The sequence below is a fragment of the Phenylobacterium sp. genome (assembly GCF_036677185.1).
Taxonomy (GTDB): domain Bacteria; phylum Pseudomonadota; class Alphaproteobacteria; order Caulobacterales; family Caulobacteraceae; genus Phenylobacterium.
The window spans coordinates 132,091-158,638 of sequence record NZ_JAKFEN010000013.1 but is presented as its reverse complement, the minus strand read 5'-3'; the positions used below and the strand labels follow the sequence as shown (position 1 = coordinate 158,638).

The window sequence follows — 26,548 nt, the reverse complement described above, 5'->3', positions numbered from 1 at the left end:
CGCCCCCCGCGTCGCCGATCGGGGTCTACTTGGTCGACGCCGTCCAGTCGGCCGCCCGCGGTTCGCCCTCGATGAAGTTGAGCGAGGTCTGCACCAGTTCCGGCGCGAGGAAGATGTCGTAGTGGGTGCGGCCGGGCAGGATCGCCAGGCGGTTCTTCGACACGTGCTCCCGCTGCCAGCCGGCGTCGCGCAGTCCGCCGCCCAGCAGTTGGAAGAACTTCACCTCATGCTCGGGCCGGTACATGTCGGCGTCGCCGAACACCAGCAGGGTTGGCATGGTCAGCTTGGCCACCTCGGCGGCGTAGTCGTAGTCCTTGCGCATGAAGTCGCCGACGGTGTCCAGCAGCTTGGGGAAGTCCTGGGGCCGGGGCGCCACCGCCATGTAGGATTGGTACATGGGCGTGTCCTTCATGAAGGCGGCCGCCTGGCCGTTCACTTGCGCCTGCTGCTTGCGCATATCGGCATAGAAGCCGTGGGCGGCGTAGCCGGCCGAGATCAGGACCAGCCGGTTGACCCGCTCGGGATGCTGAACCGCCAGCTGGAAGGCGACGCCGCCGCCCATGGAATAGCCCATGACGTCGACCTTGCCGTAGCCCAGCTTGCCGAGGATAGCGTCCATGTCGGCGCCCTGGGCCTGCAGGGTGAAGGGCCGCTCGCCCAGCGCCGTGCGGCCGTGACCGTGCAGGTCGACGGCGATCACCTGATGCTTGGCGGTGAGCGCCGGCATGAGGGGGGCGAACATGTCGATGGAGCCGAGGCCGCCATGCAGCAGCAGCAGCGGCGCGCCTTCGCCGCGGACCTCGTAATAGTAACGGACGCCATCGACCTCGACGTGGCCGCTCTTGGCGGGGCGAGGGGCGGCGACCGCGGCGGCGGTCGGCGCGGCCTGCACGGCCGTGGGCGCGGCCACGGCCGCCAGGGCCGCGGCGACCAGGGTCGAACGCATCAGTTTGAACATGACCTACTCCTGTCGGCAGTCACGACCGGAGCGGTCGCGCTTCATGCCCCTAGGACGCGTGGTCCAAGAGCGACCCGACAGGAGGGGTCGATATTTTTCTCAGCCTCGGCGGCGGCCTATTCCGCCGCGTGGCGGGCGATGCCCATGGTCGGGGCCAGTTCGCCGGCGGCGTAGCGCTTAGCCATGACCGACAGCGGGATCGGGGTGATCTTGCCGGCCTGGCCCGCGGCGCCGAACTCTTCCATGCGCTGGCGACAAACCGCGCGCATGGCGTCCATGGCGGGCTTCAGATACTTGCGCGGGTCGAACTCGCCCGGGTGCTCGGCGAAGATCTTGCGGATGGCGCCGGTCATGGCCATCCGGTTGTCGGTGTCGATATTGATCTTGCGCACGCCGTGCTTGATCCCGCGCTGGATCTCTTCCACCGGCACGCCCCAGGTCTGGGGCATCTCGCCGCCGTACTGGTTGATGATGTCCTGCAGGTCCTGCGGCACCGAGGAGGAGCCGTGCATCACCAGGTGGGTGTTGGGCAGGCGGCGATGGATCTCCTCGATCACGCCCATGGCCAGGACGTCGCCGTCCGGCTTGCGGGTGAACTTGTAGGCGCCGTGGCTGGTGCCCATGGCGATGGCGAGCGCGTCGACCTCGGTGGCCTTCACGAACTCGACGGCCTGGTCGGGGTCGGTCAGCAGCTGGTCATGGCCAAGCTTGCCCTCGAAGCCGTGGCCGTCCTCCTTCTCGCCCATGCCGGTCTCCAGAGACCCCAGCACGCCCAACTCGCCCTCGACCGAGGCGCCCACCCAGTGGGCCATGTCGACCACATTGCGGGTGACCTTGACGTTGTAGTCGTAGTCGGCCGGCGTCTTGCCGTCGGCTTTCAGCGAGCCGTCCATCATCACCGAGGTGAAGCCGTACTGGATCGCGGTCGCGCAGGTGGCTTCGTTGTTGCCGTGGTCCTGGTGCATGCAGATCGGGATGTGCGGATACATCTCGGCCAGGGCGTCGATCAGGTGCTTCAGCACGATGTCGTTGGCGTAGGAGCGCGCGCCCCGGCTGGCTTGGATGATGACCGGCGCGTCGACCGCGTCGGCGGCCTCCATGATCGCCAGGCCCTGTTCCATGTTATTGATATTGAACGCCGGAACCCCGTAGCCCTGCTCGGCCGCGTGATCCAGAAGCTGTCTCAAAGTAACCCGGGCCATGCCCTGCCCTCCAAAAGTCGTATCTAAATGGCCAGCGCCGCCACTCCGGGCAGCTCCTTGCCTTCCATCCATTCAAGAAACGCGCCGCCCGCCGTCGAGACGAACGTGAAATCGTCGGCGACGCCAGCAACGTTCAGGGCCGCGACTGTATCACCCCCGCCCGCCACGGCCACCAGCTTGCCGGCCGTGGCCCGTTCGGCCGCGTGACGGGCCGCTTCCACGGTGGCCTTGTCGAAGGGCGGGACCTCGAAGACCCCCAGCGGGCCGTTCCAGATCAGGGTCGCCGAGGCGTCGATGGCCACGATCAGCTTGGCGAGCGTCCTGGGGCCCGCGTCGAGGATGCGGTCGGCGGCCTGGATGTCGGCCAGGTCGCGAACCCGGGCGTCCACGCCGGGCTTCACCTCCTGGGCGACCACCACGTCGATGGGCAGCAGCAGCTCGCAGCCAGCGGCCTTGGCGCTCTTCATGATCTCGCGGGCGGTGTCGGCCAGGTCGTGCTCGCAGAGTGAGGCGCCCACATCGACGCCCTGGGCCGCCAGGAAGGTGTTGGCCATGCCGCCACCGATGGAGAGGCGATCCAGCTTCTTCACGAGGTTGTTCAGCAGGTCGAGCTTGGTGGAGACCTTGGAGCCCCCGACGATGCCCAGGACCGGGCGCTTGGGCTTGCCGAGCGCGGCCTCCAGCATTTCCAGCTCGCGGCGCATCTGCTCGCCCGCATAGGCCGGCAGCAGGCGGGCGATCCCTTCGGTGGAGGCGTGCGCCCGGTGGGCGGCGGAGAAGGCGTCGTTCACATAGAGGTCGCCGTTGGCGGCCAGGGCCTTGGCGAAGTCGGGGTCGTTCTTCTCCTCGCCAGGATGGAAGCGGACGTTCTCCAGCAGCAGGACCTCGCCCGGCTTCATGGCCGCGATGGCGGAAGCCGCGACCTCGCCCGTGCATTCGGCGGCGAAGTCCACCGAGGCGCCCAGCACCTTGGCCAACGCCGGGGCGATGGGCGCCAGGCTCATCTCGGGGACCACCTTGCCCTTGGGCCGGTCGAAGTGGGCCAGCAGGACCACCTTGGCGCCGCCCTTGGCGAGCTTGACGATGGTTGGGACCACGGCGCGCAGGCGGGTGTCGTCGGACACCTGGCCGTCGGCCATGGGAACGTTGAGATCCACGCGCACCAGGGCGCGCCGGCCCTGGAGTTCGGCGTCGTCGAGGGTGCGGAAGGTCATGGTTCTGATCTAGATCAGTTTCGCCATGGCGAGCGCGGTGTCGGCCATCCGAGTGGAGAAGCCCCATTCGTTGTCGTACCAGGAGAGCACCCGGCCGAGGCCGCCGTCGATGACCTGGGTCTGGGCCAGCGCCGCCGTCGAGGAGGCGGCGATGTGGTTGAAGTCGATGGAGACCAGCGGATCGTTGGTCACCGCCAGCACGCCCTTCAGGGGCCCGGTGGCCGCCGCGGCGGTCAGGGCCTCGTTGATCTCTTCCTTGGTCAGCTTGCGGCCGGGGACCCAGGTCAGGTCCACCACCGAGACGTTGGGGGTCGGCACGCGGATCGAGGAGCCGTCCAGCTTGCCCTGCAGTTCCGGGATCACCAGGCCCAGCGCCTTGGCGGCGCCCGTGGAGGTCGGGATCATCGACATGGCCGCGGCCCGCGCCCGGTAGAGGTCCGAGTGCATGGTGTCCAGGGTCGGCTGGTCGCCGGTGTAGGAGTGGATGGTGGTCATGTAGCCGCGCTCGATGCCGGCCAGGTCGTGCAGCACCTTGGCGATCGGCGCCAGGCAGTTGGTCGTGCACGAGGCGTTGGAGACCACCAGGTCGGCGGCGGTCAGGGTCTCGTGGTTCACCCCGTAGACGATGGTCTTGTCGGCGTCGGTGCAGGGGGCGGAGACCAGGACGCGCTTGGCTCCGGCGTCCAGGTGGGCCTTGGCCTTGTCCTTGGAGGTGAACAGGCCGGTGCACTCGAAGGCGATGTCGACGCCGAGCTCCTTGTGCGGCAGCTCGGCCGGATTGCGGATCGCGGTGACCTTGATCTTGCCCAGGCCCACATCGATGCTGTCGCCGTCGACGGTGACCATGCCGGGGAACCGGCCGTGCACGCTGTCGTAGCGTAGCAGGTGGGCGTTGGTCTCGACGGGGCCCAGGTCGTTGATCGCGACGACCTCGATATCGCGGCGCGCATGTTCGACGATCGAGCGCAGGACCAGCCTGCCGATGCGGCCGAAACCATTGATGGCGACGCGTACGGTCATCGAGAGAACTCCTGAGCCAAGTGATTGCGGCGGTTTCTTCAGGCGCGGGCGCGTTTAGTCAACCCCTGGCGGGGTCAACTCTGGCTGCGTTTTGTGACGGCGACGCTGCTTCAATTCCCTCGCTAACCACAAACCCCTGTCATCCCGGAAGCCGCGTAGCGGCTGTCCGGGACCCATGAACACCTGATGGCCTCGCTTATGGCGCCATCATCGCCGGGTAGAGATCGCCCCAATGAGGGTTCTCGTTTTCGATGAGCCGGACCTTCCATTCGCGCCGCCAGCGCTTGAGCTGCTTCTCGAAACGGATCGCCTCTCCAATCTCACCGAACGGCCGCCTCCAGACCAGCCGGTCGACCTCGTATCGCTTCGTGAAGCCGGCGACTTCCTTCGCCTTGTGCTCGGCGATGCGCCATTCAAGGCTGTTGGTGACTCCGACATAAAGCGTGCCGTGTAAGCCGCTGGCGAGGATGTAGACGTAGTAGGTCATCCTACCTGATCAGGTGTTCATGGGTCCCGGACAAGCGCTACGCGCTTTCCGGGATGACACTATGAGGTGGAGCTGCAACGCCGCTAGGCGCTACGGCTGCCCAACCTTCGCCTTGAGCGCCGCCTCCAGGCCGGGCGCGAACGCCGCGCCGTGCGGCACGGTCATCGAGGTCTTGGCCAGGGCCGCGCCGAAGGGCTCGGCCCGGCCGCCCAGGCAGCGCCCCAGGAAGTGCTCGGCGGTCGCATAGAAGGCGATGTTGTTTTCCGGCCGGGCGAAGCCGTGGCCCTCGTCCGGGAACAGGGCGTAGGTCACCGGGATGTTCTTGGCCTGCAGGGCCTTCACGATCTGGTCGCTCTCGGCCTGGTTCACGCGGGGGTCGTTGGCGCCCTGGCCGATCAGCAGGGGCTTCCGGATCTGGTCGGCCTTGGTGAGCGGCGAGCGTTCCTTCAACAGGGCCGCGCCCTCCGGCGTGCCGGGATCGCCCATCCGGCGGTACATCTGCTTGCGGCCGGCCTCCCAATAGGCGGGCACGGTCGAGAGCAGGGTGTTGAGGTTCGAGGGGCCGACGATGTCCACCCCGCAGGCGAAGACGTCGGGGGTGAACGCCAGGCCCGCCAGGGTGGCGTAGCCGCCATAGGAGCCACCCATGATCGCCACCTGGTCCTTGGTGGTGACGCCGCTCTTCACCGCCCAGTCGACGGCGTCCAGCAGGTCGTCGTGCATCTTGGCGCCCCATTGCAGGTTGCCGGCGTTGACATAGGACTTCCCGAAACCGGTGGAGGCGCGGAAATTGGCCGACAGCACCGCATAGCCGCGGTTGGCCAGCCACTGGTGCTGGCCGTTATAGCCGTAGACGTCGCGGCCCCAGGGTCCGCCGTGGACCAGCAGGACCATGGGCAGCGGCTTGTCCGGCCTGCCGTCGCCATCGCTGTCCGAGCCCGGCGGCAGGGTCAGGTACGAGGCCTGGACCAGGCCGTCGCGGGACTTGATCTCCACCGGATGCATGGGCGCCAGGGTCGCGCCCTCCAGCTCCGGCCGCGTGACGTAGAGCTTGTTCAGCGTCTTGGCCTTGCGATCGTAGAGGTAGAGCGCCGAGGGCGCGGTGACCGGATCGACCGCCACGGTCCAGAGGTCGTCGGCGTCCGTGCGCGAGGTGACCTGGACCTCGCCCTTCAGGTTCTTGGCCAGGAATTCCAGGTCGCCGTTGACCGCCGGGTCGAGCGGCTTCCACTCGGTGGTCAGGTAGTTGACCGCATAGGCCTCCACCTTGCCGGTCTTGGGATTGATCATGGCGTCGCCGACGTCGGCCTTGGGGCTCTCGCCCAGTACGGTGCGGGCCCCGGTGGTCACATCCTGGGCCAGCAGCACGGAGGTGTCGCGGCCGCGGCTGTCGACCCAGTAGAGGGTGTATCCGTCGTTGGCGAAGCCGATGGGCCCGGTCGCCCCGGCGTCCTCGAACCCGATGCTCTCGACGGGCTTGTCGCCCGGCTTGCCGTCCACAATCTGGTAATAGTCCACCCCGCCGTCGGCCCGCGGCTTGGAGCCCCCGCGCACCCGGAGCTGTTCGTCCAGGGTGAAATCGCCGAAGCCGTCATTCTGGAACACCAGGGTCAGCTTGCCGCTCGCGAGGTCCAAGCTGTGGACGTCGTGCCAGCGCGGATCGCGGTTATTCAGGCCGACGAGGATGCGGTCCTTCACCTCGCGGCTGATGTTCAGCACCTGGACGCGGGTCTTTTCGAAGGGGGTCAGGGTCGTTTGCACGCTGCTGGTCACGTCTACCCCGTAGAGCAGGAAGTTCTCGTCGCCGCCCTTGTCGTTGACGAACAGGATCTGGGACGAGTTCGGCGCCCAGAAATAGCTGCGGATCGGGCGTTTCTTCTCGTCTGTGAGCGGCTTGGCCTTGGCCGGGTCGGCGATCGGCGCGACCCAGATGTTCTGCACCCCGTCGCGCGGGGCGATCCAGGCCAGCCACTTGCCGTCCGGGCTGATGCGGCCCTGGCTGCGGCTGGGATTGCCGAAGAACTTGGTCCGCTCGATCAGCGGGGCGGAAACGCTGGGGGCGGCTTGGGCGGTCATCGCGCCCATCCCCAGGGTGAGGGCCGCGGCGGCGACCAGAAGCTTGCGCATGGAAATTCTCCCGACATTGGCCGGGATGCTAGGCGGAGCCGCGACGGGCGGCAAACTCTAGGTGGCGCCCTAGCCGGCGGTCGGCTTCACACGCGAGGCGGCTTCCCGCGCCCGGGCGCGGGCTTCGTCCACGTCGGCGGCGCGGGCCAGGGCCACGCCCATGCGGCGGCGTTCGAAGGCCTCGGGCTTGCCGAACAGACGCAGGTCGGCGCCGGGCACGGACAGGGCCTCGGCGACGCCCTCGAAGGCGATCCCCCTGGCCTCCATGCCGCCATAGATCACCGCGCTGGCGCCGGGTTCACGCAGCCGGGTGTCGACCGGCAGGCCGAGGATGGCGCGAGCGTGCAGGGCGAACTCGCTCTGGGCCTGGGTGGCAAGGGTGACGAGACCGGTGTCGTGCGGCCGGGGGCTGACCTCGGAGAACCACACCTCGTCGCCGCGCACGAAGAGCTCGACGCCGAACAGGCCGAACCCGCCCAGCTCGCCCGTCACGGCGGCGGCGATCTCGCGGGCCCGGTCGAGGGCGGCGGGGCTCATGGCCTGGGGCTGCCAGCTCTCCACATAGTCGCCCTTCACCTGACGATGGCCGACGGGGGCGCAGAAGCTGGTGAGGGTCTCGCCGCCAAGCCCCTTGGAGCGGACGGTCAGCAGGGTGATCTCGAACTCGAAGTCGATCTTGCCCTCGACGATCACCAGGGCCTGTTCGACGCGGCCGGCCTCCAGGGCGTAGCGCCAGGCCGCGGCGATCCCCTCGGGGCCTTCCACATAGGACTGGCCCTTGCCGGAGGAGGACATCACCGGCTTGACGAAACAGGGGAAGCCGGTGGCCTCCGCGCCCGCCGCCAATTCCGCCTCCGTCGCGGCGAAGGCGTAGGGCGAGGTGGGCAGTCTTAGGGTCTCGGCGGCCAGCCGGCGGATGCCCTCGCGGTTCATGGTCAGCTGGGCGGCGCGGGCGGTGGGGATGACCGTGGCCAGGCCCTCGGCCTCGATGCGCACCAGCTCGTCGGTGGCGATGGCCTCGATCTCCGGCACGATCAGGTGCGGCCGTTCCAGCTCGACCAGGGCGCGCAGGGCCTTGGCGTCGGTCATGGCGATGACGTGGCTGCGATGGGCCACCTGGTGGGCCGGGGCGTTTGCATAGCGGTCGACGGCGATCACCTCGCAGCCCAGCCGCTGCAGCTCGATGGCCACCTCCTTGCCGAGCTCGCCGGAGCCCAGCAGCATGACCTTGACGGCGGTGGGCGAGAGCGGCGTGCCGAGGCGCATGCGGCTGTTCCTTAGGCGGGTTCGTTGGCGAACAGCTTGGCCTTGGCGGCGGCGGCCACGGCCTCGCCGGTGATGCCGAACTGCTTGTAGAGCACCTCGGCCGGGGCGCTGGCGCCGAAGCCGGTCATGCCTACGAACACCCCGTCCTCGCCGATGAACCGCTCCCAGCCGAAGCCTACCTGGGCCTCGACCGCGACCCGGACCTTGGCGTCGCCGATCACGGATTTCCGATAGGCGGCCGGCTGGGCGAAGAACAGCTCCCAGCACGGCGTCGAGACCACGCGGGTGGCGATGCCCTCGGCTTCCAGCAGCTTCTGCGCGGCCACCGCCACCGAGACCTCGGTGCCGGAGCCGAAGAGGGTCACCTGGGCCGGGCCGCTGGCGGGGCTGAGCTCATAGGCGCCCTTGGCCGAAAGGTTCTCGGTCGCCGAGCCGCGCACCGCCGGGACCTTCTGGCGCGACAGGGCCATGACCGAGGGGGTGGTCTTGGTGGAGAGCGCCAGCTTCCAGCACTCGGCCGCCTCCACCGCGTCGGCGGGGCGATAGACGTTGAGGTTCGGGATCATCCGCAGGGAGCCCACATGCTCCACCGGCTGGTGGGTGGGGCCGTCCTCGCCGACCCCGATGGAGTCGTGGGTCATGACATGGACCACCCGGGTCCCCATCAGGGCGCCCAGGCGAATGGCCGGGCGGCTGTAGTCGGAGAACACCAGGAAGGTGCCGGAGAAGGGGATCACCCCGCCGTGCAGGGCCATGCCGTTCATCGCCGCGGCCATGCCGTGCTCGCGCACGCCGTAGTGGACGTAGCGGCCGTCATAGTGGGGCAGGTCGAAGGCCTTGGTTCCCTTGACGTAGGTGTTGTTGGAGCCGGTCAGGTCCGCCGAGCCGCCGACCATCTCCGGGATGGCCGGGACCAGTTGCTCCAGGGCCGAGCCCGAGTGCTGGCGGGTGGCGGCGGCGGGCTTGGACGCGGCGGCCTCCGCTGTATAGGCGTCCAGGCGATCGAAGGCGCCGGCCGGCAGGTCGCCCTTCATGGCCCGTTCGAACTCGGACTTGAGCGGCGACTTGTCGAGCTTGGCCTGCCAGTGCTTGCGGGCCTTGCCGCCCTTCTTCCCGGCCGAGCGCCAGGGCTTCAGCACCTCGTCCGGCACCACGAAGGGCGGATGGGTCCAGCCCATGGCCAGGCGGGCGTCGGCGATCTCGTCGTCGAACAGGGTGTAGCCGTGGCTGTGGGGGTCGCCTTCCTTGCGGCCCGCGCCCTTGGAAATCTTGGTCTTGCAGGCGATCAGGGTCGGGCGGTTCTGTCGCGTGGCCCACTTCATCGCCCCGGCGATCTTGCCGAAGTGGTGGCCGTCGACCTCCTTGACCGCCCAGCCATAGGCCTTGAAGCGGGCCAGCTGGTCGCCGGTCTCCGAGATGGTCGCCTCGCCGTCGATGGTGGTGTTGTTGTCGTCGAACAGCACGGTGAGCTTGGCCAGCTTGAAGCGCCCGGCGATGGAGGCGGCCTCATGGCTGACGCCCTCCATCAGGCAGCCGTCGCCGGCGATCACCCACGTGCGATGGTCGACCACCTCGTCGCCGAAGCGCGAGTTGAGGTGGCGCTCGGCCATGGCCATGCCGACCGCGGTGGCCAGGCCCTGGCCCAGGGGGCCGGTGGTGGTCTCCACGCCCGGCGTGTGGCCGTATTCCGGGTGGCCCGCGGTGTTGGAGCCCCACTGACGGAAGTCGCGGATCTGATCCATGGTCACGGCCTTGAAGCCGGTCAGGTGCAGCAGCGAGTAGATCAGCATCGAGCCGTGGCCCGCCGACAGCACGAACCGGTCGCGATCGGCCCAGTCGGGCTTGGCCGCGTCGTACTTCAGGAACTTGGTCCAGAGCACCGTGGCCACGTCGGCCATGCCCATCGGCATGCCCTGGTGACCGGACTTGGCCTTGTGGACCGCGTCCATCGAAAGCACGCGGATGGCGTCGGCCATGGTCTGGAGCGGTGCGGACATTAATATCTTCCGGGGGTGAGTCTTGAGACGAGTCTGGGCGCGATTGCGCGCGGGGTCGCACGCGAGGCCTGAAGGGTCAAGGAACCCAGGGTTCACACAGCGGGTTTCGGCGCGCGCCCGGGCGGGTCTATAGATTAACGGTCACACTTTCGGAGCTTGGAATCATGCGGGAGCCGGCGGGCGAGAACGCCCTCGACCAGGCCGTGAAGCGGTTGGACCGGGCGCTGTCCCAACTGGAGCAACGCCTGAGCAAGGGCGGCGGCGCGGAGGGCGGCCTGTTCGAACAGGGCGACGCCAGGCTCGCGGCCGAACTCGATGAGGCCCGTGCGCGCGAAAAGGAACTGGAGGCGGCCGGCGCCGAGGCCTCTGCGGCGCTAGGCCGCGCGATCGCCGAGATCAAGACCGCCCTGCACGCCGCCCCCGCCGAAGAGACCGAGGAGGCCTGAGCCATGGCCCAGATCAATATCAACGTGAACGGCCGGCCCTATGCGGTGGGCTGCGAGGACGGCCAGGAGAACCACCTGATGGAGCTGGCGCGGATCTTCGACCGCCAGGTCCGCCAGGTGTCGCAGGACATGGGCCAGCTGGGCGAGACGCGCCTCTTTCTCATGGGTTCGCTGCTGTTGGCCGATGAGCTGATGGACCTGAAGACCCGCCTGGGCGCCGCCCAGGCCGAACTCGCCCGCGCCCAGTCCGACCACGCCCGCGCCGAGAGCCGGGTCGTGGGCGCCCTGGAGAACGCCGCCAAGCGCATCGAGAAGCTGGCGGCGGAGTAATATCCCAAAAAGCTCGTCATCCTCCGGTCAGGCGAAGCCTGATCCGGGGGACCCAAGCTGACTCTCAGGACATGGCGGACTCGGCTTGGGTCCCCCCGATCGTCCTTCAGACGACCGGAGGATGACGATCGTTGGGTGTCGGTCTACCGATCCCAGAACGGCTTCGTCCGCCCCAAGTCAGAGTTGGATGGCTCGCCGAAGGCGGGCTTTTCGGGCGGGACCTCGGCGCCGTTCATCCCCGTGGCCACCACCGAGACCCGCAGCTTGCCCTCCAGGGCCTGGTCCAGGGCCGCGCCGAAGATGATGTTGGCGTCGGGGTCGACCTGCTCGGAGATGGCGTTGGCCGCCTCGTCGACCTCCAGCAGCGTCATGTCGTTCCCGCCGGTGACATTGACCAGCACCGCCTTGGCGCCGGCCAGGGAGGTCTCGTCCAGCAGGGGATTGGCGATGGCGTTCTGCGCGGCCATGCGGGCGCGGCCGTCGCCGGTGGCCTCGCCGGTGCCCATCATGGCGTTGCCCATGCCGCCCATGACCGACAGCACGTCGGCGAAGTCGAGATTGATCAGGCCCGGCAGCACCATCAGGTCGGTGATCGAACGCACCCCGGCGTGCAACACCTGGTCGGCCAGGGTGAAGGCGTCGGCGAAGGTTGTCTGCTCGGTGGCGATGCGGAACAGGTTCTGGTTGGGCACCACGATGGAGGTGTCCACATAGCGCTGAAGCTCGGTCAGGCCGGTGTCGGCCATGCGCATCCGGTGGCGGCCCTCGAAGCGGAAGGGCTTGGAGACCACCGCCACGGTGAGGATGCCGCGCTCGCGGGCGCACTTGGCCACGAAGGGCGCCGCCCCCGTGCCGGTGCCGCCGCCCATGCCGGCGGTGATGAACACCATGTCGGCGCTTTCCAGGTGCCGGACGATCTCGTCCGCCGACTCCTCGGCCGCCGCCAGGCCCGCGCCGGGGCTGGCGCCGGCGCCCAGGCCCTGGGTGGTGCGCACTCCGAGCTGGACGCGCTGGTCGGCCTTGGAGAGCGAGAGCTGCTGGGCGTCGGTGTTGGCCACCACGAAGTCCACCCCCTGCAGACCCGCGGTGATCATGTTGTCGACCGCGTTGACCCCGGCGCCGCCGACGCCGATCACCACGATCCGCGGCTTCAGGTGGGTTTGCGGTCGCCAGGACCCGCCGCTGGGGGGCGTCGCGGTCATGTTTTCGTACTCCATCCTGGGCCGCCGCTCCGGCGCCTTAGCAAGGGGGCGGAGGAAACGCATAGGAATGTGGTCGCAAACGGGCAAGCCCCCTATCTGATCAGGCGTCTGGGAGGCTTGCCTTGAGAACTTGGCGGGGAAGGCCTATCTTGCCAGGTGGCGGGCCTGCTGCGGCTCTCGTCGAAGGCAAATTTTCCCAGCGACCTTAATTCACTCTAAGGGAGCTGTCCCTGTCCGGTCCCGTGGGACCGGGCAATACGGCGCCCACCTGGTTATCCAGGTCGAGGGGATTCAACCGTCCTTCACGGCTCTCGCGGCGCCGCCACCCTTCGCCTATGCTCCGGGCGTGAGCTCCGATCCTACCAAGTCAGATCTACGCGCGGAACTTCGCCGCCGCCGCCGCAAGCTGGCCCAGGCCGCGCCCCATGCCGCCCAGGCCGCGGCCGAGCACCTGGTCCTCGAGCACCTGCCCGCCTTCGCCTGTTTCAGCGGCTACCATGCCGTGGGGGCGGAGATCGATCCCAGCCCGCTGATCCGCCGGCTGGCGCGCACCGGCGCCTTCTTCGCCCTGCCGGTCTGCGAGGAACACGAAGCGCCCCTGGTGTTCCGCGCCTGGGACGAACGCGACCTCCCCCAGCCCGACCTGTTCGGCGTGCCGGCCCCGCCGCGCCACGCCCCGGTGCTGCATCCCGACCTGATCGTCTGTCCGCTGCTGGCCTTCGACCGCCAGGGCGGGCGGCTGGGGCAGGGCGGCGGCCACTACGACCGCACCATCGCCGAGCTGCGGGCCCACAAGCCGGTCTTCGTCCTGGGCCTGGCCTATGCCGGCCAGGAGGTGCGGTCCGTCCCCTGCGAGCCGCATGATCAGAGGTTGGACGCCATTCTCACCGAAAGCGGCTATATCCGCGTCCGAAAGGACTAAATTCCATGCGTTTCGCTTTCTTCGGGGATGTGGTGGGCCGCGCCGGCCGCGATGGCCTCGCCGACTATCTGCCCGCCCTGCGCCGCCGGCTCGACCTCGAGTTCGTCATCGTCAACGCCGAGAACGCCGCCGCCGGGTTCGGGATCACCGAGAACACCGCGCGGGAGCTGTTCGACGCCGGCGCCGACTGCCTGACCCTCGGCAACCACTCCTTCGACCAGAAGGAGGCCCTGACCTATATCGTGCGCGAGCCGCGCCTGATCCGCCCGGTCAATTACCCGCTGTTCGCCGACACCCCGGGCCGCGGCTCGCAGATGTTCGAGACCCAGGCCGGCAAGCGCATCCTTGTGGTCAACGTGCTGGGACGCATCCACATGGATTCGCTCGACGATCCGTTCGGCGCGGTGGACCGGGAGCTGGAAGCCTGCCCTCTGGGGGTGGCGGTGGACGCCATCGTGATCGACATGCACGCCGAGATCACCTCGGAGAAGATGGCCATGGGCCATTTTTGCGACGGCCGCGCCAGCCTGGTGGTGGGCACCCACACCCACGTCCCGACCGCCGACTGCCAGATCCTGCCGGGCGGCACCGCCTATCAGACCGACGCCGGCGCCTGCGCCGACTATGACAGCGTCATCGGCAACCAGAAGGAAGAGCCGCTGCGCCGGTTCACCACCCGGGTCTCCGGCGGCCGCTTCAAGCCCGCCGAGGGTCCGGCGACGGTCTGCGGGGTCTATGTGGAGACCGACGACGCCACCGGCCTGGCCCGCCGCGTCGAACCCATCCGCATCGGCGGCCGGCTGCAGGAAACCGTGCCTTCGCTGGAAGCGGTGAGCGTCGGCTAGGGCCGCCGCGGCAGGGTGTCGAGCGTCAGCTTGCCGTCCGCGTCGGCGTCCAGCAGCCCGAACCGTCGCCCGGCGACCTTGGCCCATTCCTCGGCGCTGACCCGCTGGTTGAGATCGCCGTCGCCGCCGCGCACCGGCTGGGGCTCGTTGAGCATGGAGAAGCGTGCTGCGCCTTCGCGCGGGGCCTGCTTCGGTCCGATACGCTTGATGAACCGCCCCTCGCCGGGACGCTCGCCGCGCGGTCCGCCGGGGGGACGGCCGAGGCCCATGCCGGTGATCTCCGGGGCGATCTCGCGCTCGTAGCGCTGGTTCTCGGCCCCGTCGACCTGGCCGTCGGCATTGACGTCCAGCAGCTTGAAGAATCGCGCGGCGTCGGCCCGGAACTCGGCCAGGGTCAGGACGCCGTCATGGTCGGCGTCGGCCCCGGCGAACCAGGCGCCCTTGCCCTCGCCGCCGCGGAACGGTTCGCCGCAAGGGCTGATGAACAGGCCCCCGCCAGGCGGCGGAACCTGGGCGAAGGCGGGGGCGCCGAGCGCCGCCAGGGCGCCGGCCAGGAGAAGATTGCGCAGCATAGGACTCATCCCTCGCGCCCTGGGGGAGCGGGCGCACGGCCAAGCTGGCGGCCGCCTGAGGCCAAAGCGGGGCGGAAAGGTCTCCGCGCTGAAACTATCCCGCCGCGGCCTTGCGGTTGCGCGCCGCCACGCTCTCGCCGGCCACGCCCCAGTTCTCCGTCTCCACCTCGTCGATGATCACGAAGGTGGTGGCGGGGTTCTTGTTCAGCACCTTGACCAGCAGGTCCGTCGCCCCCGCGATCAGCTCGGCCTTCTGGGCTTCGGTGGCGCCGGGCGTGATGCGGATATTGACGTAGGGCATGGGACCTCCTTGGCGGTTGCCGCCGACACTTAAGCGCGCAAAGCTCCGCCGCAAGCCTCATGGAGTCCGGCATGACCCGTTTCCTCGCCCGCATCGTCTTCGGGGCGCTCGGCCTCGCGCTCGCCGCCTACCTGCTGCCGGGCGTGAGCTATAGCGGGATCGTCGACCTGCTGATCGCCGCCCTGCTGCTGGGGATCGTCAACGCCATCCTGCGGCCGATCCTGTTCGTGCTCACCCTGCCGCTCACGGTCATCACGCTGGGCCTTTGGCTGCTGGTGCTGAACGCCGCGATGATCGGGCTGGTGGCCTGGCTGCTGCCGGGCTTCACGGTCACGGGCCTGGTCGCCGGCCTGCTCGCCGCCATCATCACCGGGGTGGTGAGCTGGATCGGCGCCATCGTTATCGGCGACGCCAAGAAGGTCTGAGGCGCCCCCCAACCGACGCACTCCCACCCCCGGCTCGTCATGGCCGGGCTTGTCCCGGCCACCCATAGACTCCAAGCTTGGCCATGGATCCGGCGCCTGCGAACAACGCCGTCTACATGCTGGCAAGCCGCAAACACGGCACGCTCTATGTCGGCGTGACCAGCGACCTGATCAAACGCATCCATGAGCATCGCGAAGACCTGAGACCCGGCTTCACCAGCCGCTACGGCGTGAAGCGCCTCGTCTGGTTCCGCCGGTGTTTCACGGTGGTCGAGGCCATCTGGTGGGAGAAGCGGCTGAAGAAGTATCGGCGCGACTGGAAGATCAATCTGATCGAGCAGGACAATCCGAACTGGGACGACCTGTACCCAAATCTCTTCTGACCGAGATCATGGGTGGCCGGCACAAAGGCCGGCCATGACGAGCTGGGAAGGAGGAGAATCCTCGCGACCTCCCAAGGAATTTCTCCATAGAAAAAGGGCGGAGCCTTTCGGCCCCGCCCTCGATCTTTGCAAAGCGTCGGGTGCGTGGACTTAGAAGTCCATGTCGCCCATGCCGCCCATGCCGCCGCCCATGCCGCCGGCTTGGCCGCCGCCGCCCTTCTTGGGGGCTTCGACGATGGCGGCTTCGGTGGTGATCAGCAGGCCGGCGACCGAGGCCGCGTCCTGCAGAGCCGTCCGAACCACCTTGGCGGGGTCGATGACGCCGGCCGCGACCAGATCGACATATTCCTCGGTCTGGGCGTTGAAGCCGAAGGTCGGCGACGGGTTTTCCAGCACCTTGCCGACCACGATCGAGCCTTCGACCCCGGCGTTTTCCGAGATCTGACGGATCGGGGCCTGCAGGGCGCGGCGCACGATGGCCACGCCGGCTTCCTGGTCGTCATTGTCGCCCTTGAAGCCGTCGAGAACCTTCGAGGCCTTCAGCAGAGCGACGCCGCCGCCGGGGACGATGCCTTCTTCCACGGCCGCGCGGGTCGCGTTCAGGGCGTCGTCGACGCGGTCCTTCTTTTCCTTCACTTCGACTTCCGTCGCGCCGCCGACACGGATCACCGCGACGCCGCCGGCCAGCTTGGCCAGACGCTCTTGCAGCTTTTCCTTGTCGTAGTCCGAGGTGGTGTCCTCGATCTGACGCTTGATCTGGGCGATGCGGCCCTCGATCGCGTCCTTGGCGCCGACGCCGTCGACGATGGTGGTGTCGTCCTTGGTGATCGAGACCTTCTTGGCGCGGCCGAGCATGTCGATGGTGACGTTCTCGAGCTTGATGCCCAGGTCTTCGCTGATCAGCTCACCGCCCGTGAGGATGGCGAGGTCTTCCAGCATGGCCTTGCGGCGATCGCCGAAGCCCGGAGCCTTGACGGCCGCGACCTTCAGGCCGCCGCGCAGCTTGTTGACCACCAGGGTGGCCAGGGCTTCGCCCTCGACGTCCTCGGCGATGATCAGCAGCGGACGGCCCGACTGGACCACCGCTTCCAGCACCGGCAGCAGGGGCTGCAGCGAGGAGACCTTCTTTTCGAAGAGCAGGATCAGAGGCTCTTCGAGTTCGACCTCCATCTTGTCGGCGTTGGTGATGAAGTACGGCGACAGGTAGCCGCGGTCGAACTGCATCCCTTCGACGACGTCCAGTTCGGTCTCGAGGCTCTTGGCCTCTTCCACCGTGATGACGCCTTCGTTGCCGACCTTGGCCATGGCCTTGGCGATCATCTCACCGACTTCGGTGTCGCCGTTGGCGGAGATGGTTCCGACCTGGGCGATCTCGGCGTTGGTGGTGACCTTGCGCGAGGACGACTTGATCTCCTCGATCACCTTGGTCACGGCCTTGTCGACGCCGCGCTTCAGGTCCATCGGGTTCATGCCGGCCGCGACCGACTTGAGGCCTTCCACGACGATGGCTTGCGCCAGGACGGTGGCGGTGGTGGTGCCGTCGCCGGCCTTGTCGTTGGTCTTGGAGGCGACTTCGCGGATCAGCTGGGCGCCGAGGTTCTCGAAGCGGTCAGCCAGCTCGATTTCCTTGGCGACGGAAACGCCGTCCTTGGTCGAGCGCGGGGCGCCGAACGACTTCTCGATGACCACGTTGCGGCCCTTGGGGCCGAGGGTCACCTTGACGGCGTTGGCGAGGATGTTGACGCCGCGCAGCATGCGGTCGCGCGCGTCGGAAGCGAAATAGACGTCTTTAGCGGCCATTTTCCTGCTCTTTCAGAAGGATGTTGATGGGGGGAAGGGGGTCCGGCGGGTTACTCGACCACGCCCAGGACGTCGCTTTCCTTCATGATCAGGAGGTCCTGACCGTCGATCTTGATCTCGGTGCCGGACCACTTGCCGAACAGGATCTTGTCGCCCTTCTTGACGTCCAGCGGCTGAACCTTGCCGTTGTCGTCACGCGCGCCGGGGCCGACGGCGATGATCTCGCCTTCCTGCGGCTTCTCCTTGGCGGTGTCGGGGATGATGATCCCGCCCTTGGTCTTTTCTTCTTCCTCGACGCGCTTCACGAGGACGCGGTCTCCCAGAGGACGAAACGCCATATCTTTAAGTCTCCGTTCGGGACGGTTGAAAATGCTGTGGTGAAAGCGCTCGGAGCAGGGCCGTTAGCAGCCGGCGCCCCTGAGTGCTAACGCCGGGCTGGAGGTAGGCTCGGGGGGGCGCCAAGTCAAGCTCAGCCACGGAAATGGATTCGGCTTTGTGCCCGCCTGCCCGGCCAGATAGGGTCGCGGCGAGGGAATTTGAACCAGGAGTATTTCCATGCGCCGCGTCGTTGCGATCACCGTCCTATCCGCCATGGCCGCCGCCGGCGCCGCCCAGGCTGAGACCTGGAAGCCCTATGGCGCGCCCAGCGACAAGGGCATCCAGTGGGCCTACGACGCCGACTACAGCTATCGCGATGTCCAGACCGGCCGGGTTGTGGTCATGCAGGCGATCAGCAAGCCCGGCGCCGAGCCGCGGCTGGGCCCCTCGGCGCCGGGCAAGCCGGACGGCGTGGGCAACGTCGTGGCCCTGGACTGCAAGGGCAAGACCTTGATCATGATCGGGTCCTACACCCCCTCCAAGCCGCTGGAGCTGTCGGCCAACTGGCGGACCGGCAACGCCGTCCCGGCCAAGAGCGCCGACGACAAGGCCCTGCTGGCCTCAGCCTGCGCCGGCGCGGACCAGCTCGCGTCCAAATAGGCGCCGCTGCTGACAGGATCCGGCGCGCGAGGACCTAGTCTCGCCGCCATCAGAAACGTGAGGATCCCATGCTCGACCATATCGGCCTGACCGTCAGCGACTTCGCCAGGGCGCGCGCCTTCTTCGACGCCGCCCTGGCGCCCCTCGGCATCGCCAAGGTCATGGAGGTGCCCCCGGAGCTGACCGGCGGCCAGAACCATATGGGCTATGGCTCGGAGGGGCGGCCCTATTTCTGGATCGGGACGGGCGGCCCGCCGACCGGGCGGCTGCACGTGGCCTTCGCCGCCGGCGACCGCGCCAAGGTGGACGCCTTCCACGCCGCGGCCCTGGCGGCAGGTGGAGCCGACAATGGTCCGCCGGGCGTGCGCGCCCACTACCACCCGAACTATTACGGCGCCTTCGTCCTGGACCCCGACGGCCACAACATCGAGGCGGTCTGTCACGCGCCTCAGTAAATCTGTCAGAAGCTTAACTGGCGCCGCGGGCCGCGGGTCCCTATCTGCCGCGCCATGATGACCTTGCTGAAATTGGCCCCCGCGATCGCCATCCTGCTGATGTCCAGCGCGGCGATCGTCCTGACCCTCCCGGCGCCCCTCTACGCCTGAACCGGACGTCCCCGGCGGGCGCCCGGAGGCATGGGGTATAATCGACCGATCGGCGCACGCGATCGGGGGAGCTCATGGTTGGACGGCTGGTGATCGTCACCGGGTCGCCGGGGGTGGGCAAGAGCACCCTGGCGCGGCGTCTGGCCAGGGATTGGCCCGCCGAGGCCGCCCTCCACGCCCATTCCGACGACGTGTGGACCTGGTTCGCGAAGGGCTACATCCCGCCCTGGAAGCCGGAGTCCCACGACCAGAACGTCGTGGTCACCCGCGCCATGGCCGCCGCCGCCACGACGCTCGCCCAGGCCTATCCGGTCATCTTCGACGGCATTGTCGGGCCGTGGTTCGTGCAGCTTTTCCGTGAAGCGGCCGAGGCCGCCGGGGTGCGCCTCGACTACCTGGTCCTGCGCCCCGACCGGGCCACCGCCGTCGCCCGCGGGACGGGGCGTGAGGGCCACCCCATGCGCGACGAGCAGGTCATCGGCGCGATGTGGGACCAGTTCGCCAACCTGGGCGGCTTCGAGCCCCACGTCCTGGACACCACCGGCCTGGACCTCAGGGCCAGCGTGGAGTCGGCGCGGGAGGCGTTGGAGACCGGGCGCCTGCGGGTGGTCTGAGCGGCGACTGCGGGGCGTCGCCGCGCGCGCTCGGACATTTACAGCGAAAAATTAAAACGCTTGTTTGATTTCTGCTCAATATGGGGCCAAAGCTATCGGCCTATCCTTTCGGGCGCGAGGCGGCTGCCCGACCACGTCAATGCAGGGCGCCGCGACGCGGGGTCCGATCGCAACAACAGCTATGGGAGAGACAAGATGACCATGACCGCGGACCGGGCGGATTCCAGCTTTAAGCTGAACCCGATGGACGACCTCAACGACCTGCGGATGTCGGAAAAGGCGCTGCCGCTGCTCAATAAGGTGAAGGCGTTCATCAAAGACGTCGTCGAGCCGATGAGCGAGGAGTTCCACCGCCTGGGCGAAGGCAACCCGAACATCTGGTCCTATGCGCCCGGCCAACTCGAAGCGCTGGAAGCGGCCAAGGACAAGGCCAAGGCCGCGGGCCTGTGGAACTTCTTCCTGCCCAACGCCGAGACCGGCGAGGGCCTGTCGAACCTGGACTACGCCTATATCGCCGTTGAGCTGGGCAAGAACCGCCTGGCCTCCGAGACCATGAACTGCGCCGCCCCGGACACCGGCAACATGGAAGTCCTCGAGCGCGTCGGCACCCCAGCCCAGAAGAAGCAATGGCTGGAGCCGCTGCTGGAGGGCAAGATCCGCTCGGCCTTCGCCATGACCGAGCTGAACTCCGCCTCCTCGGACGCCAAGAACGTCAACACCCGCGCCACCCTGGTGGGCGACGAGTATGTGATCAACGGCGAGAAGCACTACATCTCCGGCGCCGGCGACCCGCGCTGCAAGGTCATGATCACCATGGTCCAGACCAGCCCGGACGGCCCGCCCAACCTGCGCCAGTCGCAGATCCTGGTGCCCACCGACGCGCCCGGCGTGCGGATCGTGGGGCCGCAGCACGTGTTCGGCGATCCTGACGCGCCGCATGGCCATATGCACATCATCTTCGACAACGTCCGCGTGCCGGCGTCGAACATGCTGTTGGGCGAGGGCCGGGGCTTCGAGATCAGCCAGCTTCGCCTGGGTCCGGGCCGCATCCACCACTGCATGCGCGCCATCGGCTCGGCCGAGAAGGCCCTGGACCTGCTGGTCACCCGCGGCCTGACCCGCGAGGCCTTCGGCAAGCCCTTGGTGCAGCTCGGCGGCAATATCGAGATCATCTCGCGTGCGCGGATCGAGATCGAGGCCATGCGCCTGATGGTGCTCAAGGCCGCCAAGGCCATGGACGTCCTGGGCAATCAGGAAGCCCGCATCTGGATCCACATGGTCAAGGCCATGGTGCCGGAACGGGTCTGCAAGATCATCGACCAGGCGATCCAGATGCACGGCGCGCTCGGCGTCTCGCAGCACACCCCGCTGGCCAAGATGTACGCCAACACCCGCACCCTGCGGCTCGCCGACGGTCCGGACGAGGTCCACCACATGGTCGTGGGCCGCAACGAGCTGCGTCAATATCGCGAAATGCCGGTCGACAACTCCATGGCCGCGGTCTTCCGCAGCTAGGCTTGCGGGCAGTCTGCCCCTAGTTTGACCAGGCCCCCGCGTTGCGACACACGCGGGGGCCTTCGTCTGTCGCGAGACGGCGATTGCCGGTGTAGGGGCGACACTCATGACCCAGCCCTTCCGCATCCGCCGCCTCGAGGCGGCCGCGACCCGAGCCGCCGCCCCGGCCCTGGCGGCCATCCTCAAGGACTGCGTGGAGGGCGGGGCCTCGGTCTCGTTCATGGCCGACATGACCCTCGCCGACGCCCTGGCGTTCTGGATTGGCGTCGCCGAGGCCCAGGCCGCCGACGGCCGCGCGGTGATCGTGGCGGAGGACGATGACGGCCCGGTTGGCGTCGTCGAGGTGATCCCCGCCGGCCCGCCCAACCAGTCGCACCGGGGCGACGTCGCCAAGATGCTGGTCCATCGCCGCGGACGCCGCCGGGGTGTGGGCGAGGCCCTGATGCGCGCCGCCGAGCAGGCTGGCCGCGACCTGGGCAAGAGCCTGCTGACCCTCGACACCGTGGAGGGCGAGGCCGCCGAGCGGCTCTACGCCCGGCTGGGCTGGGTGCGGGTGGGCGTCATACCGCGCTACGCCCTGATGCCCGATGGCCGGCCCTGCGGCACGGTTGTCTTCTACAAGGACATCTGAGCCCGGCTCGACGGCCCCGCTTGTTCGGGTGTAGAGCAGGCGCGTGCTCCAGCGGCAGCCGGGTCGATCCGACGTCGTGATCCCCAGCCTGGAAAACACCGCCTTCCTCCGGAAGGTGCGCGGGCGGACCCGCACATTTTCGCGCGCGATGCGCAGCAGATCCGCGAGCGGGGGTGGCCTGTGTCCACCCCATAGGGCGCGGGTCGCAACCCGGAGGACGACCCAGTGCATATTCTCGCGGCTGTTTTCATCGTTGTGACGGCCTTCGTCACCGCCACCCTCTCAGGCGTCTTCGGCATGGCCGGCGGCCTGGTTCTGATGGGGGCGCTCGCCCTGGTCCTGCCGGTCTCGGCGGCCTTCGTCACCCATGGCGTCCTGCAGCTGTTCGCCAATGGCTGGCGCGCGGTGCTGCATGCCCGGCACGTGCGCTGGGACATCGTCGGCTGGTATGCGGCGGCCTCCTTGCTGGCTGGCCTGCTGGTGGCGCTGATCTCCTTCGTGCCCTCCAAGGGCTTGCTCTACCTGGCGCTGGGCCTGGTGCCCGGCCTGGTCTGGCTTCCGAAGACCTGGCTGCGGCTGGACGCGGCCAAGCCGGTCCACGCCTTCACCTCGGGCTTCCTGGTGACCGGCCTCAACCTGATCGCCGGGGTCGCCGGGCCGCTGCTCGACATCTTCTTCGTGCGCACGGTGCTGACCCGCCACGCGATCGTCGCCACCAAGGCCGCCACCCAGGTCTTCGCCCACCTGGCCAAGATCGTCGTCTACGGCGCGCCCCTGCTGACCACGCCCAGCCAGGACATGCCGCCTTGGCAAATCTTCGCCGTCGCCATTCCGCTCTCCATGTGCGGCACCTGGGTGGGGGGCAAGATCCTCGACCGCATGACCGATGTGGACTTCAAGTCCTGGACAAAGTGGATCGTGACCGGGGTGGGCGTCGTCTATCTGATCCAGGCCGCTCAACTGTTCATGCGAGGCGGCGGATGAAGATCGTACCCAAGGTCCTGGAGAACCGCTTCGTGCGGCTGGAACCCATGGCCGAGGTCCACAAGGAAGACCTGCGCGCGGCCTGCGCCGCCGACCCCGCCCTGTTCCACGACCTCTATCCCTATTCCATGCTGGGCGAGGCCTTCGACGCGCGCTGGACCAACCAGATGCCGCGCGACCGCGCCACCGGGGCCTGGATGCACTACGCCGTGGTGGTGGACGGGCGCTGCATCGGCATGACCTGCTTCATCGGCGCCGACCCGGTGAACGCCGTGGTCGAGGTCGGCGGCACCTACTACCACCCCGACTTCCGCGGCGGGGCGACCAACCCGGCGGCCAAGCGGCTGATGATGGGCGAGGCCTTCGACACCGGCGCCCGGCGGGTGGTCTACCGCGTCGACGCCATCAACGCCCGCTCCCGCGCCGCGGTGCTGAAGATGGGCGCCGTGCAGGAGGGGATCTTCCGCAGGGACCGCCTCACCTGGACCGGCCGCGTCCGCGATACGGTGGTGTTCTCGATCCTCGACGACGAATGGCCGGCCGTCCGCGATCGGCTGGATGTCCGGCTCGCGGCCTTCGTCTAGGCGCTGGCCGCCGTCCGCTCCGCCGCGGCCGGGAAGAACACCTCGCCCGCGTGTTCGGCCACCTCCTGGGCGGTGTAGGGCCGGCCGGGCTGGAAGCCGTCGGTCTGCAGCATCTTGATCTCCCGCACCCCGCGCGAGGAGACCCCCAGCACCTTGCCGGTGTGGTCGGCGGCGAGGTCCGAGACCATGTAGAGCACGCCCGGCGCGATGTTCTCCGGCAGGCTCATGGCGTCGGGCTCCTTGCCCTGCCGGCCGGGCAGATCGGAGGTCATGCGGGTGAAGGCGCCCGGGGCCAGGCCCATGACCCGGATGCCGTACTTGCGCCCCTCGATGGAGAGCACGCGCATGAAGCCGTAGATGCCGGCCTTGGCCGCCCCGTAGTTGGACTGGCCGAAATTGCCGTAGAGGCCCGAGGTCGAGCTGGTCATGACGATGGCCCCGGGCTTGCCATTGTCTTTCATCCATTTCCATACCGGCATGGTGCAGCAATAGGTCCCCTTCAGGTGGACCTTCACCACCAGGTCCCAGTCCTGCTCGGAGGTGTTGGCGAAGGTCTTGTCGCGCAGGATGCCGGCGTTGCAGACCAGGATGTCGATCTGGCCGTAGTTATCCAGCGCGGTCTTGGCGATCCGCTCGCCGCCTTCCATGGTGGAGACGTCGTCGCCGTTGGCCACGGCCTTGCCGCCGGCCGCCACGATCTCGTCGACCACCTTCTGGGCCGCGGCGCTGGTCCCAGACCCCGACCCGTCGCGCGATCCGCCCAGGTCGTTGACGACGACCGAGGCGCCCTCCTTGGCGAACAGCTTGGCGTAGGCCTCGCCCAGACCGCCGCCGGCGCCCGTGACAATCGCCACCTTCCCATCCAACAGACCCATGACGTCGCTCCCGAATGATCTAATTATGGCGCCATCATTGGGCCCGGTATGGACGCTGGCAAGCATCCAGCAACCGCGCCACGGGGGAAAACGACATGATCCGCGCCATCGTTCTTGCGGCCAGCCTGGCCGGCGCCGCCCACGCTCAGGAGCCGGGTCCGCGCATCGCCCCCTCGCTCGCCGCCCACACCGCCGAGTTCGCTCCGCCCAAGGTCTATGAACCCGCGCCCGGCGTCTTCTCCGCCGTCGGCTACGGTATCGCCAATTCGATCATGGTGGTGGGCAAGACCGGCGTGGTGATCATCGACACAACCGACAGCCTGGAGGAGGCCAAGAAGGTCTGGGCCGAGTTCGCGCCGCGTGCCGGCGGCAAGCCGGTGGTGGCGATCATCTACACCCACAATCACAACGACCACATCAACGGCGCGGCGGGCTTCCCCCTGGCCAAGGGCGGCAAGGTCATCGCCCACGAGACCCTGCTGCGCGAGGCCGCCAAGTGGAACGGGGTCGCCGCCCCGGCCATCGCCGCCCGCGCCGCGCGGATGTACGGGGTCTTCCTGCCCAAGGGGACGCCGGACGGCTTCGTCAATGTCGGGATCGGACCCTATCTCTCCGCCTTCGGCGGCGGCGGGGCGGGGGGGTTCATCGCCCCCAACGTCACCTTCAAGGACCGGCTGGAGCTGACCCTGGGCGGCGAGCGCTTCGTGCTGGAGCATGCGCCCGGCGAGACCGAGGACCAGATCCTGGTCTGGATGCCGGCGCGGAAAATCCTGTTCCCGGGCGACAATGTCTACAAGGCCTTCCCCAACCTCTACACGATCCGCGGCACCAGCTATCGCGACCCGGTCCAGTGGGCGGCTTCGGTCGACCGGATGCGGGCGCTGCGGCCGGAGGTCCTGGTCCCCTCGCACACCCGGCCCATCGTCGGCGCGCCGGCGATCATGGGCACGCTGACCAACTATCGCGACGCCATCCGCTTCACTCACGACCAGGCGGTGCGCTGGATGAACGCCGGCCTCAGCCCCGACGAGATCGTCGAGAAGGTGAGGCTGCCCGCCCACCTGGCGGCCGATCCCTTCCTCTTCGAGCACTACGGGACGGTGGAGTGGTCGGTGCGCTCGGTGGTCACGGGATATATGGGCTGGTTCGGCGGCGATCCGGCGACCCTCTCCTTCGACGCCCCCGACGTCAGGGCCAAGGAGATCGTCGCCCTGGCCGGCGGCGCGGCGCCGGCGCTGGCCCAGGCCCAGGCCGCCTACGACCAGGGCCGCTGGAAGTGGACGGCGGAGCTGGCGGGCCATGTGGGCCGCGCCGATCCGGCCCTGAAGCCCCAAGCCGACGCCCTGCAGGCCAGGGCGCTGCGCCAGCTCGGCTATGACAGCGTCTCGCCCAACGGCCGCAACTACTACCTGCAGCGCGCCGCCGAGCTGGACAAGAAGGCCCCCGGCTGGGCCCAGATCGTCGGGGCCCGTCAGGGCGGCGCCCAGGCCGCGGGCCTGCCGGCCGCCGCCATCGTCGCCACCTTCCCCGTGCGGCTGAACGCCGAGAAGGCCGCCCAGGTCGAGCGGGCCATGGGGCTAAAACTGACCGGCGAGGGCGACTGGACCATCGGCGTGCGGCGGGGCGTGGCCGAGACCTCTTCGGGCGTGGCGGCGGAGGTCCCCCTGGTGGTGGCCGCGACCAAGGCCGACTGGGTCGGCGCCGTCGCCTCGCCCGCCGCCCTGCAGGCGGCGCTTACCTCCGGCAAAGTGAAGCTGGAGAAGGGCTCGCCGGCCGACCTCGCGGCGTTCCTGGATCTGTTCCGGGGCTAGCGGACGCGCGTATAGCGCCAGTCCTCGCCTTCGAGCTTGCCGTTCATCGTCCCCTCGACCCGTGCGCAGAGGTCCTCGCCGCAGCGGCGGTAGATGACCCGCTGCGGGAAATCGTGGGCCAGGTTCTCGAACACCGCCTCGCCCGCTGGCCCTGGCTTCAGCACGAAGGGCGTCGGCGGCTGGGTCCCGACCCGGGCGGTGAAGGTGGCCCCGGCCGGCTCGGCGGTGATGCTGGTGAACTCCAGGCTAGGCCGCTTGCCCGGCCGGTTGGTTTGGGCCGCCCCGGCCATGGCGCCGCCGATCGGGGTCAGCCAGGTTTCTCGAACAGTCACCCCGTCCGCCTCATGGACCCAGGACCCGGCCATCCAGGCCAGCGCCTGGACGTCGTCGGCGGGCGCGGCCCGGGCGGACCCGGCCGCCAGCAGCAGCACGGCGATGATCGTCTTGCGCATGA

At 68.6% G+C, this 26,548-nt stretch carries 28 protein-coding genes, 1 other RNA gene and 1 pseudogene; 15 read left to right on the top strand and 15 right to left on the bottom strand.

What is annotated here, in order from left to right; all coding sequences use genetic code 11:
• Positions 1 to 25: 25 nt before the first annotated feature.
• The 8 genes from V6M51_RS04415 to tkt form a co-directional block, all read right to left on the bottom strand.
• The gene (locus tag V6M51_RS04415; protein WP_332764967.1) at positions 26 to 958 is read right to left on the bottom strand and encodes an alpha/beta fold hydrolase; all 933 of its coding nucleotides are present in this window, start codon (positions 956 to 958) and stop codon (positions 26 to 28) included.
• Between the two features lie 116 nt (positions 959 to 1,074).
• Positions 1,075 to 2,160, bottom strand: coding sequence for a class II fructose-bisphosphate aldolase (fba, locus tag V6M51_RS04410; RefSeq protein WP_332764965.1), 1,086 nt, complete (start codon positions 2,158 to 2,160; stop codon positions 1,075 to 1,077).
• A 23-nt stretch (positions 2,161 to 2,183) separates the two neighbouring features.
• Positions 2,184 to 3,374 (bottom strand): phosphoglycerate kinase, encoded by a 1,191-nt coding sequence (locus tag V6M51_RS04405; protein WP_332764963.1) that lies wholly within the window; start codon positions 3,372 to 3,374, stop codon positions 2,184 to 2,186.
• A 9-nt stretch (positions 3,375 to 3,383) separates the two neighbouring features.
• Complete coding sequence (gap, locus tag V6M51_RS04400; protein ID WP_332764961.1) at positions 3,384 to 4,394, bottom strand: type I glyceraldehyde-3-phosphate dehydrogenase; 1,011 nt, start codon at positions 4,392 to 4,394, stop codon at positions 3,384 to 3,386.
• A gap of 196 nt (positions 4,395 to 4,590) precedes the next feature.
• Positions 4,591 to 4,881 (bottom strand): GIY-YIG nuclease family protein, encoded by a 291-nt coding sequence (locus V6M51_RS04395; RefSeq protein ID WP_332764959.1) that lies wholly within the window; start codon positions 4,879 to 4,881, stop codon positions 4,591 to 4,593.
• A gap of 90 nt (positions 4,882 to 4,971) precedes the next feature.
• Complete coding sequence (locus V6M51_RS04390; RefSeq protein WP_332764957.1) at positions 4,972 to 7,008, bottom strand: S9 family peptidase; 2,037 nt, start codon at positions 7,006 to 7,008, stop codon at positions 4,972 to 4,974.
• A gap of 69 nt (positions 7,009 to 7,077) precedes the next feature.
• Positions 7,078 to 8,274 (bottom strand): formate-dependent phosphoribosylglycinamide formyltransferase, encoded by a 1,197-nt coding sequence (purT, locus tag V6M51_RS04385; protein ID WP_332764955.1) that lies wholly within the window; start codon positions 8,272 to 8,274, stop codon positions 7,078 to 7,080.
• 11 nt (positions 8,275 to 8,285) lie between these two features.
• Positions 8,286 to 10,271, bottom strand: a complete 1,986-nt coding sequence (gene tkt / locus V6M51_RS04380; protein ID WP_332764953.1) for a transketolase — start codon at positions 10,269 to 10,271, stop codon at positions 8,286 to 8,288.
• A gap of 164 nt (positions 10,272 to 10,435) precedes the next feature.
• On the opposite strand from tkt, the gene V6M51_RS04375 reads away from it, so the two are divergent.
• Together V6M51_RS04375 and V6M51_RS04370 are read left to right on the top strand one after the other, a co-directional pair.
• Positions 10,436 to 10,717, top strand: coding sequence for a DUF4164 family protein (locus V6M51_RS04375; RefSeq protein ID WP_332764951.1), 282 nt, complete (start codon positions 10,436 to 10,438; stop codon positions 10,715 to 10,717).
• A 3-nt stretch (positions 10,718 to 10,720) separates the two neighbouring features.
• Entirely contained in the window at positions 10,721 to 11,047 is a 327-nt protein-coding gene (locus tag V6M51_RS04370; RefSeq protein WP_305674709.1) for a cell division protein ZapA, read from the top strand.
• Between the two features lie 203 nt (positions 11,048 to 11,250).
• Here V6M51_RS04370 and ftsZ read toward each other — a convergent pair.
• A pseudogene (gene ftsZ / locus V6M51_RS04365) lies at positions 11,251 to 12,249 on the bottom strand (cell division protein FtsZ); the annotation flags it as partial.
• Between the two features lie 162 nt (positions 12,250 to 12,411).
• On the opposite strand from ftsZ, the gene ssrS reads away from it, so the two are divergent.
• The 3 genes from ssrS (at position 12,412) to V6M51_RS04350 (ending at position 14,016) form a co-directional block, all read left to right on the top strand.
• Positions 12,412 to 12,571: non-coding RNA, 6S RNA (gene ssrS, locus V6M51_RS04360), on the top strand.
• Between the two features lie 24 nt (positions 12,572 to 12,595).
• Positions 12,596 to 13,171, top strand: coding sequence for a 5-formyltetrahydrofolate cyclo-ligase (locus tag V6M51_RS04355; protein ID WP_332764948.1), 576 nt, complete (start codon positions 12,596 to 12,598; stop codon positions 13,169 to 13,171).
• Positions 13,172 to 13,176: 5 nt separating this feature from the next.
• Entirely contained in the window at positions 13,177 to 14,016 is an 840-nt protein-coding gene (locus tag V6M51_RS04350; RefSeq protein WP_332764946.1) for a TIGR00282 family metallophosphoesterase, read from the top strand.
• Here V6M51_RS04350 and V6M51_RS04345 read toward each other — a convergent pair.
• Both V6M51_RS04345 and V6M51_RS04340 read right to left on the bottom strand, forming a co-directional pair.
• Complete coding sequence (locus V6M51_RS04345; RefSeq protein ID WP_332764944.1) at positions 14,013 to 14,588, bottom strand: hypothetical protein; 576 nt, start codon at positions 14,586 to 14,588, stop codon at positions 14,013 to 14,015. The genes V6M51_RS04350 and V6M51_RS04345 overlap by 4 nt on opposite strands.
• Before the next feature lie 94 nt (positions 14,589 to 14,682).
• A complete protein-coding gene (locus tag V6M51_RS04340) occupies positions 14,683 to 14,889 on the bottom strand; it encodes a tautomerase family protein (RefSeq protein ID WP_332764942.1) in 207 nt (68 codons plus the stop codon).
• 71 nt (positions 14,890 to 14,960) lie between these two features.
• Here V6M51_RS04340 and V6M51_RS04335 point away from each other — a divergent pair, with 71 nt between their 5' ends.
• On the top strand, positions 14,961 to 15,314 hold the full coding sequence (locus V6M51_RS04335) for a phage holin family protein (RefSeq protein WP_332764940.1): 354 nt from the start codon (positions 14,961 to 14,963) through the stop codon (positions 15,312 to 15,314).
• Between the two features lie 83 nt (positions 15,315 to 15,397).
• Positions 15,398 to 15,697, top strand: a complete 300-nt coding sequence (locus V6M51_RS04330) for a GIY-YIG nuclease family protein (protein WP_332764938.1) — start codon at positions 15,398 to 15,400, stop codon at positions 15,695 to 15,697.
• 150 nt (positions 15,698 to 15,847) lie between these two features.
• Here V6M51_RS04330 and groL read toward each other — a convergent pair whose 3' ends face one another.
• A complete protein-coding gene (groL, locus tag V6M51_RS04325) occupies positions 15,848 to 17,497 on the bottom strand; it encodes a chaperonin GroEL (protein WP_332764936.1) in 1,650 nt (549 codons plus the stop codon).
• Positions 17,498 to 17,547: 50 nt separating this feature from the next.
• Positions 17,548 to 17,835, bottom strand: coding sequence for a co-chaperone GroES (gene groES, locus V6M51_RS04320; protein WP_332764934.1), 288 nt, complete (start codon positions 17,833 to 17,835; stop codon positions 17,548 to 17,550).
• A gap of 217 nt (positions 17,836 to 18,052) precedes the next feature.
• On the opposite strand from groES, the gene V6M51_RS04315 reads away from it, so the two are divergent.
• The 7 genes from V6M51_RS04315 (at position 18,053) to V6M51_RS04285 (ending at position 23,408) form a co-directional block, all read left to right on the top strand.
• Positions 18,053 to 18,475, top strand: coding sequence for a hypothetical protein (locus V6M51_RS04315; RefSeq protein ID WP_332764932.1), 423 nt, complete (start codon positions 18,053 to 18,055; stop codon positions 18,473 to 18,475).
• Positions 18,476 to 18,543: 68 nt separating this feature from the next.
• The gene (locus V6M51_RS04310) at positions 18,544 to 18,930 is read left to right on the top strand and encodes a VOC family protein (protein WP_332764931.1); all 387 of its coding nucleotides are present in this window, start codon (positions 18,544 to 18,546) and stop codon (positions 18,928 to 18,930) included.
• A 224-nt stretch (positions 18,931 to 19,154) separates the two neighbouring features.
• Complete coding sequence (locus tag V6M51_RS04305; RefSeq protein ID WP_332764929.1) at positions 19,155 to 19,694, top strand: AAA family ATPase; 540 nt, start codon at positions 19,155 to 19,157, stop codon at positions 19,692 to 19,694.
• Between the two features lie 195 nt (positions 19,695 to 19,889).
• Positions 19,890 to 21,209: an acyl-CoA dehydrogenase family protein gene (locus V6M51_RS04300; protein ID WP_442957640.1), complete on the top strand. Its 1,320-nt coding sequence runs from the start codon at positions 19,890 to 19,892 to the stop codon at positions 21,207 to 21,209.
• 106 nt (positions 21,210 to 21,315) lie between these two features.
• Positions 21,316 to 21,840 carry a GNAT family N-acetyltransferase gene (locus V6M51_RS04295; protein ID WP_332764928.1) on the top strand — a complete coding sequence of 175 codons (525 nt, stop codon included), beginning with the start codon at positions 21,316 to 21,318 and terminating at the stop codon, positions 21,838 to 21,840.
• Between the two features lie 225 nt (positions 21,841 to 22,065).
• Positions 22,066 to 22,824: a sulfite exporter TauE/SafE family protein gene (locus V6M51_RS04290; protein ID WP_332764927.1), complete on the top strand. Its 759-nt coding sequence runs from the start codon at positions 22,066 to 22,068 to the stop codon at positions 22,822 to 22,824.
• On the top strand, positions 22,821 to 23,408 hold the full coding sequence (locus tag V6M51_RS04285; RefSeq protein ID WP_332764925.1) for a GNAT family N-acetyltransferase: 588 nt from the start codon (positions 22,821 to 22,823) through the stop codon (positions 23,406 to 23,408). The genes V6M51_RS04290 and V6M51_RS04285 overlap by 4 nt, the downstream gene beginning before the upstream one ends.
• Here the strand turns inward: V6M51_RS04285 and V6M51_RS04280 are convergent.
• Complete coding sequence (locus V6M51_RS04280; protein ID WP_332764923.1) at positions 23,405 to 24,262, bottom strand: SDR family NAD(P)-dependent oxidoreductase; 858 nt, start codon at positions 24,260 to 24,262, stop codon at positions 23,405 to 23,407. The two genes, V6M51_RS04285 and V6M51_RS04280, sit on opposite strands and share 4 nt — an antisense overlap.
• A 116-nt stretch (positions 24,263 to 24,378) precedes the next feature.
• Here V6M51_RS04280 and V6M51_RS04275 point away from each other — a divergent pair, with 116 nt between their 5' ends.
• Positions 24,379 to 26,094: an alkyl sulfatase dimerization domain-containing protein gene (locus tag V6M51_RS04275; protein WP_332764922.1), complete on the top strand. Its 1,716-nt coding sequence runs from the start codon at positions 24,379 to 24,381 to the stop codon at positions 26,092 to 26,094.
• Here the strand turns inward: V6M51_RS04275 and V6M51_RS04270 are convergent.
• On the bottom strand, positions 26,091 to 26,546 hold the full coding sequence (locus V6M51_RS04270) for a DUF6265 family protein (RefSeq protein ID WP_332764921.1): 456 nt from the start codon (positions 26,544 to 26,546) through the stop codon (positions 26,091 to 26,093). The genes V6M51_RS04275 and V6M51_RS04270 overlap by 4 nt on opposite strands.
• Between the last annotated feature and the right edge of the window lie 2 nt (positions 26,547 to 26,548).

What these genes read in the sequence shown, in the direction of transcription:
- V6M51_RS04415 (WP_332764967.1), bottom strand. Translation starts at nt 958, where the DNA reads ATGTTCAAACTGATGCGTTCGACCCTGGTCGCCGCGGCCCTGGCGGCC.
- fba (WP_332764965.1), bottom strand. Translation starts at nt 2,160, where the DNA reads ATGGCCCGGGTTACTTTGAGACAGCTTCTGGATCACGCGGCCGAGCAG.
- V6M51_RS04405 (WP_332764963.1), bottom strand. Translation starts at nt 3,374, where the DNA reads ATGACCTTCCGCACCCTCGACGACGCCGAACTCCAGGGCCGGCGCGCC.
- gap (WP_332764961.1), bottom strand. Translation starts at nt 4,394, where the DNA reads ATGACCGTACGCGTCGCCATCAATGGTTTCGGCCGCATCGGCAGGCTG.
- V6M51_RS04395 (WP_332764959.1), bottom strand. Translation starts at nt 4,881, where the DNA reads ATGACCTACTACGTCTACATCCTCGCCAGCGGCTTACACGGCACGCTT.
- V6M51_RS04390 (WP_332764957.1), bottom strand. Translation starts at nt 7,008, where the DNA reads ATGCGCAAGCTTCTGGTCGCCGCCGCGGCCCTCACCCTGGGGATGGGC.
- purT (WP_332764955.1), bottom strand. Translation starts at nt 8,274, where the DNA reads ATGCGCCTCGGCACGCCGCTCTCGCCCACCGCCGTCAAGGTCATGCTG.
- tkt (WP_332764953.1), bottom strand. Translation starts at nt 10,271, where the DNA reads ATGTCCGCACCGCTCCAGACCATGGCCGACGCCATCCGCGTGCTTTCG.
- V6M51_RS04375 (WP_332764951.1), top strand. Translation starts at nt 10,436, where the DNA reads ATGCGGGAGCCGGCGGGCGAGAACGCCCTCGACCAGGCCGTGAAGCGG.
- V6M51_RS04370 (WP_305674709.1), top strand. Translation starts at nt 10,721, where the DNA reads ATGGCCCAGATCAATATCAACGTGAACGGCCGGCCCTATGCGGTGGGC.
- V6M51_RS04350 (WP_332764946.1), top strand. Translation starts at nt 13,177, where the DNA reads ATGCGTTTCGCTTTCTTCGGGGATGTGGTGGGCCGCGCCGGCCGCGAT.
- V6M51_RS04345 (WP_332764944.1), bottom strand. Translation starts at nt 14,588, where the DNA reads ATGCTGCGCAATCTTCTCCTGGCCGGCGCCCTGGCGGCGCTCGGCGCC.
- V6M51_RS04340 (WP_332764942.1), bottom strand. Translation starts at nt 14,889, where the DNA reads ATGCCCTACGTCAATATCCGCATCACGCCCGGCGCCACCGAAGCCCAG.
- V6M51_RS04335 (WP_332764940.1), top strand. Translation starts at nt 14,961, where the DNA reads ATGACCCGTTTCCTCGCCCGCATCGTCTTCGGGGCGCTCGGCCTCGCG.
- V6M51_RS04330 (WP_332764938.1), top strand. Translation starts at nt 15,398, where the DNA reads ATGGATCCGGCGCCTGCGAACAACGCCGTCTACATGCTGGCAAGCCGC.
- groL (WP_332764936.1), bottom strand. Translation starts at nt 17,497, where the DNA reads ATGGCCGCTAAAGACGTCTATTTCGCTTCCGACGCGCGCGACCGCATG.
- groES (WP_332764934.1), bottom strand. Translation starts at nt 17,835, where the DNA reads ATGGCGTTTCGTCCTCTGGGAGACCGCGTCCTCGTGAAGCGCGTCGAG.
- V6M51_RS04315 (WP_332764932.1), top strand. Translation starts at nt 18,053, where the DNA reads ATGCGCCGCGTCGTTGCGATCACCGTCCTATCCGCCATGGCCGCCGCC.
- V6M51_RS04310 (WP_332764931.1), top strand. Translation starts at nt 18,544, where the DNA reads ATGCTCGACCATATCGGCCTGACCGTCAGCGACTTCGCCAGGGCGCGC.
- V6M51_RS04305 (WP_332764929.1), top strand. Translation starts at nt 19,155, where the DNA reads ATGGTTGGACGGCTGGTGATCGTCACCGGGTCGCCGGGGGTGGGCAAG.
- V6M51_RS04300 (WP_442957640.1), top strand. Translation starts at nt 19,890, where the DNA reads ATGACCATGACCGCGGACCGGGCGGATTCCAGCTTTAAGCTGAACCCG.
- V6M51_RS04295 (WP_332764928.1), top strand. Translation starts at nt 21,316, where the DNA reads ATGACCCAGCCCTTCCGCATCCGCCGCCTCGAGGCGGCCGCGACCCGA.
- V6M51_RS04285 (WP_332764925.1), top strand. Translation starts at nt 22,821, where the DNA reads ATGAAGATCGTACCCAAGGTCCTGGAGAACCGCTTCGTGCGGCTGGAA.
- V6M51_RS04275 (WP_332764922.1), top strand. Translation starts at nt 24,379, where the DNA reads ATGATCCGCGCCATCGTTCTTGCGGCCAGCCTGGCCGGCGCCGCCCAC.
- V6M51_RS04270 (WP_332764921.1), bottom strand. Translation starts at nt 26,546, where the DNA reads ATGCGCAAGACGATCATCGCCGTGCTGCTGCTGGCGGCCGGGTCCGCC.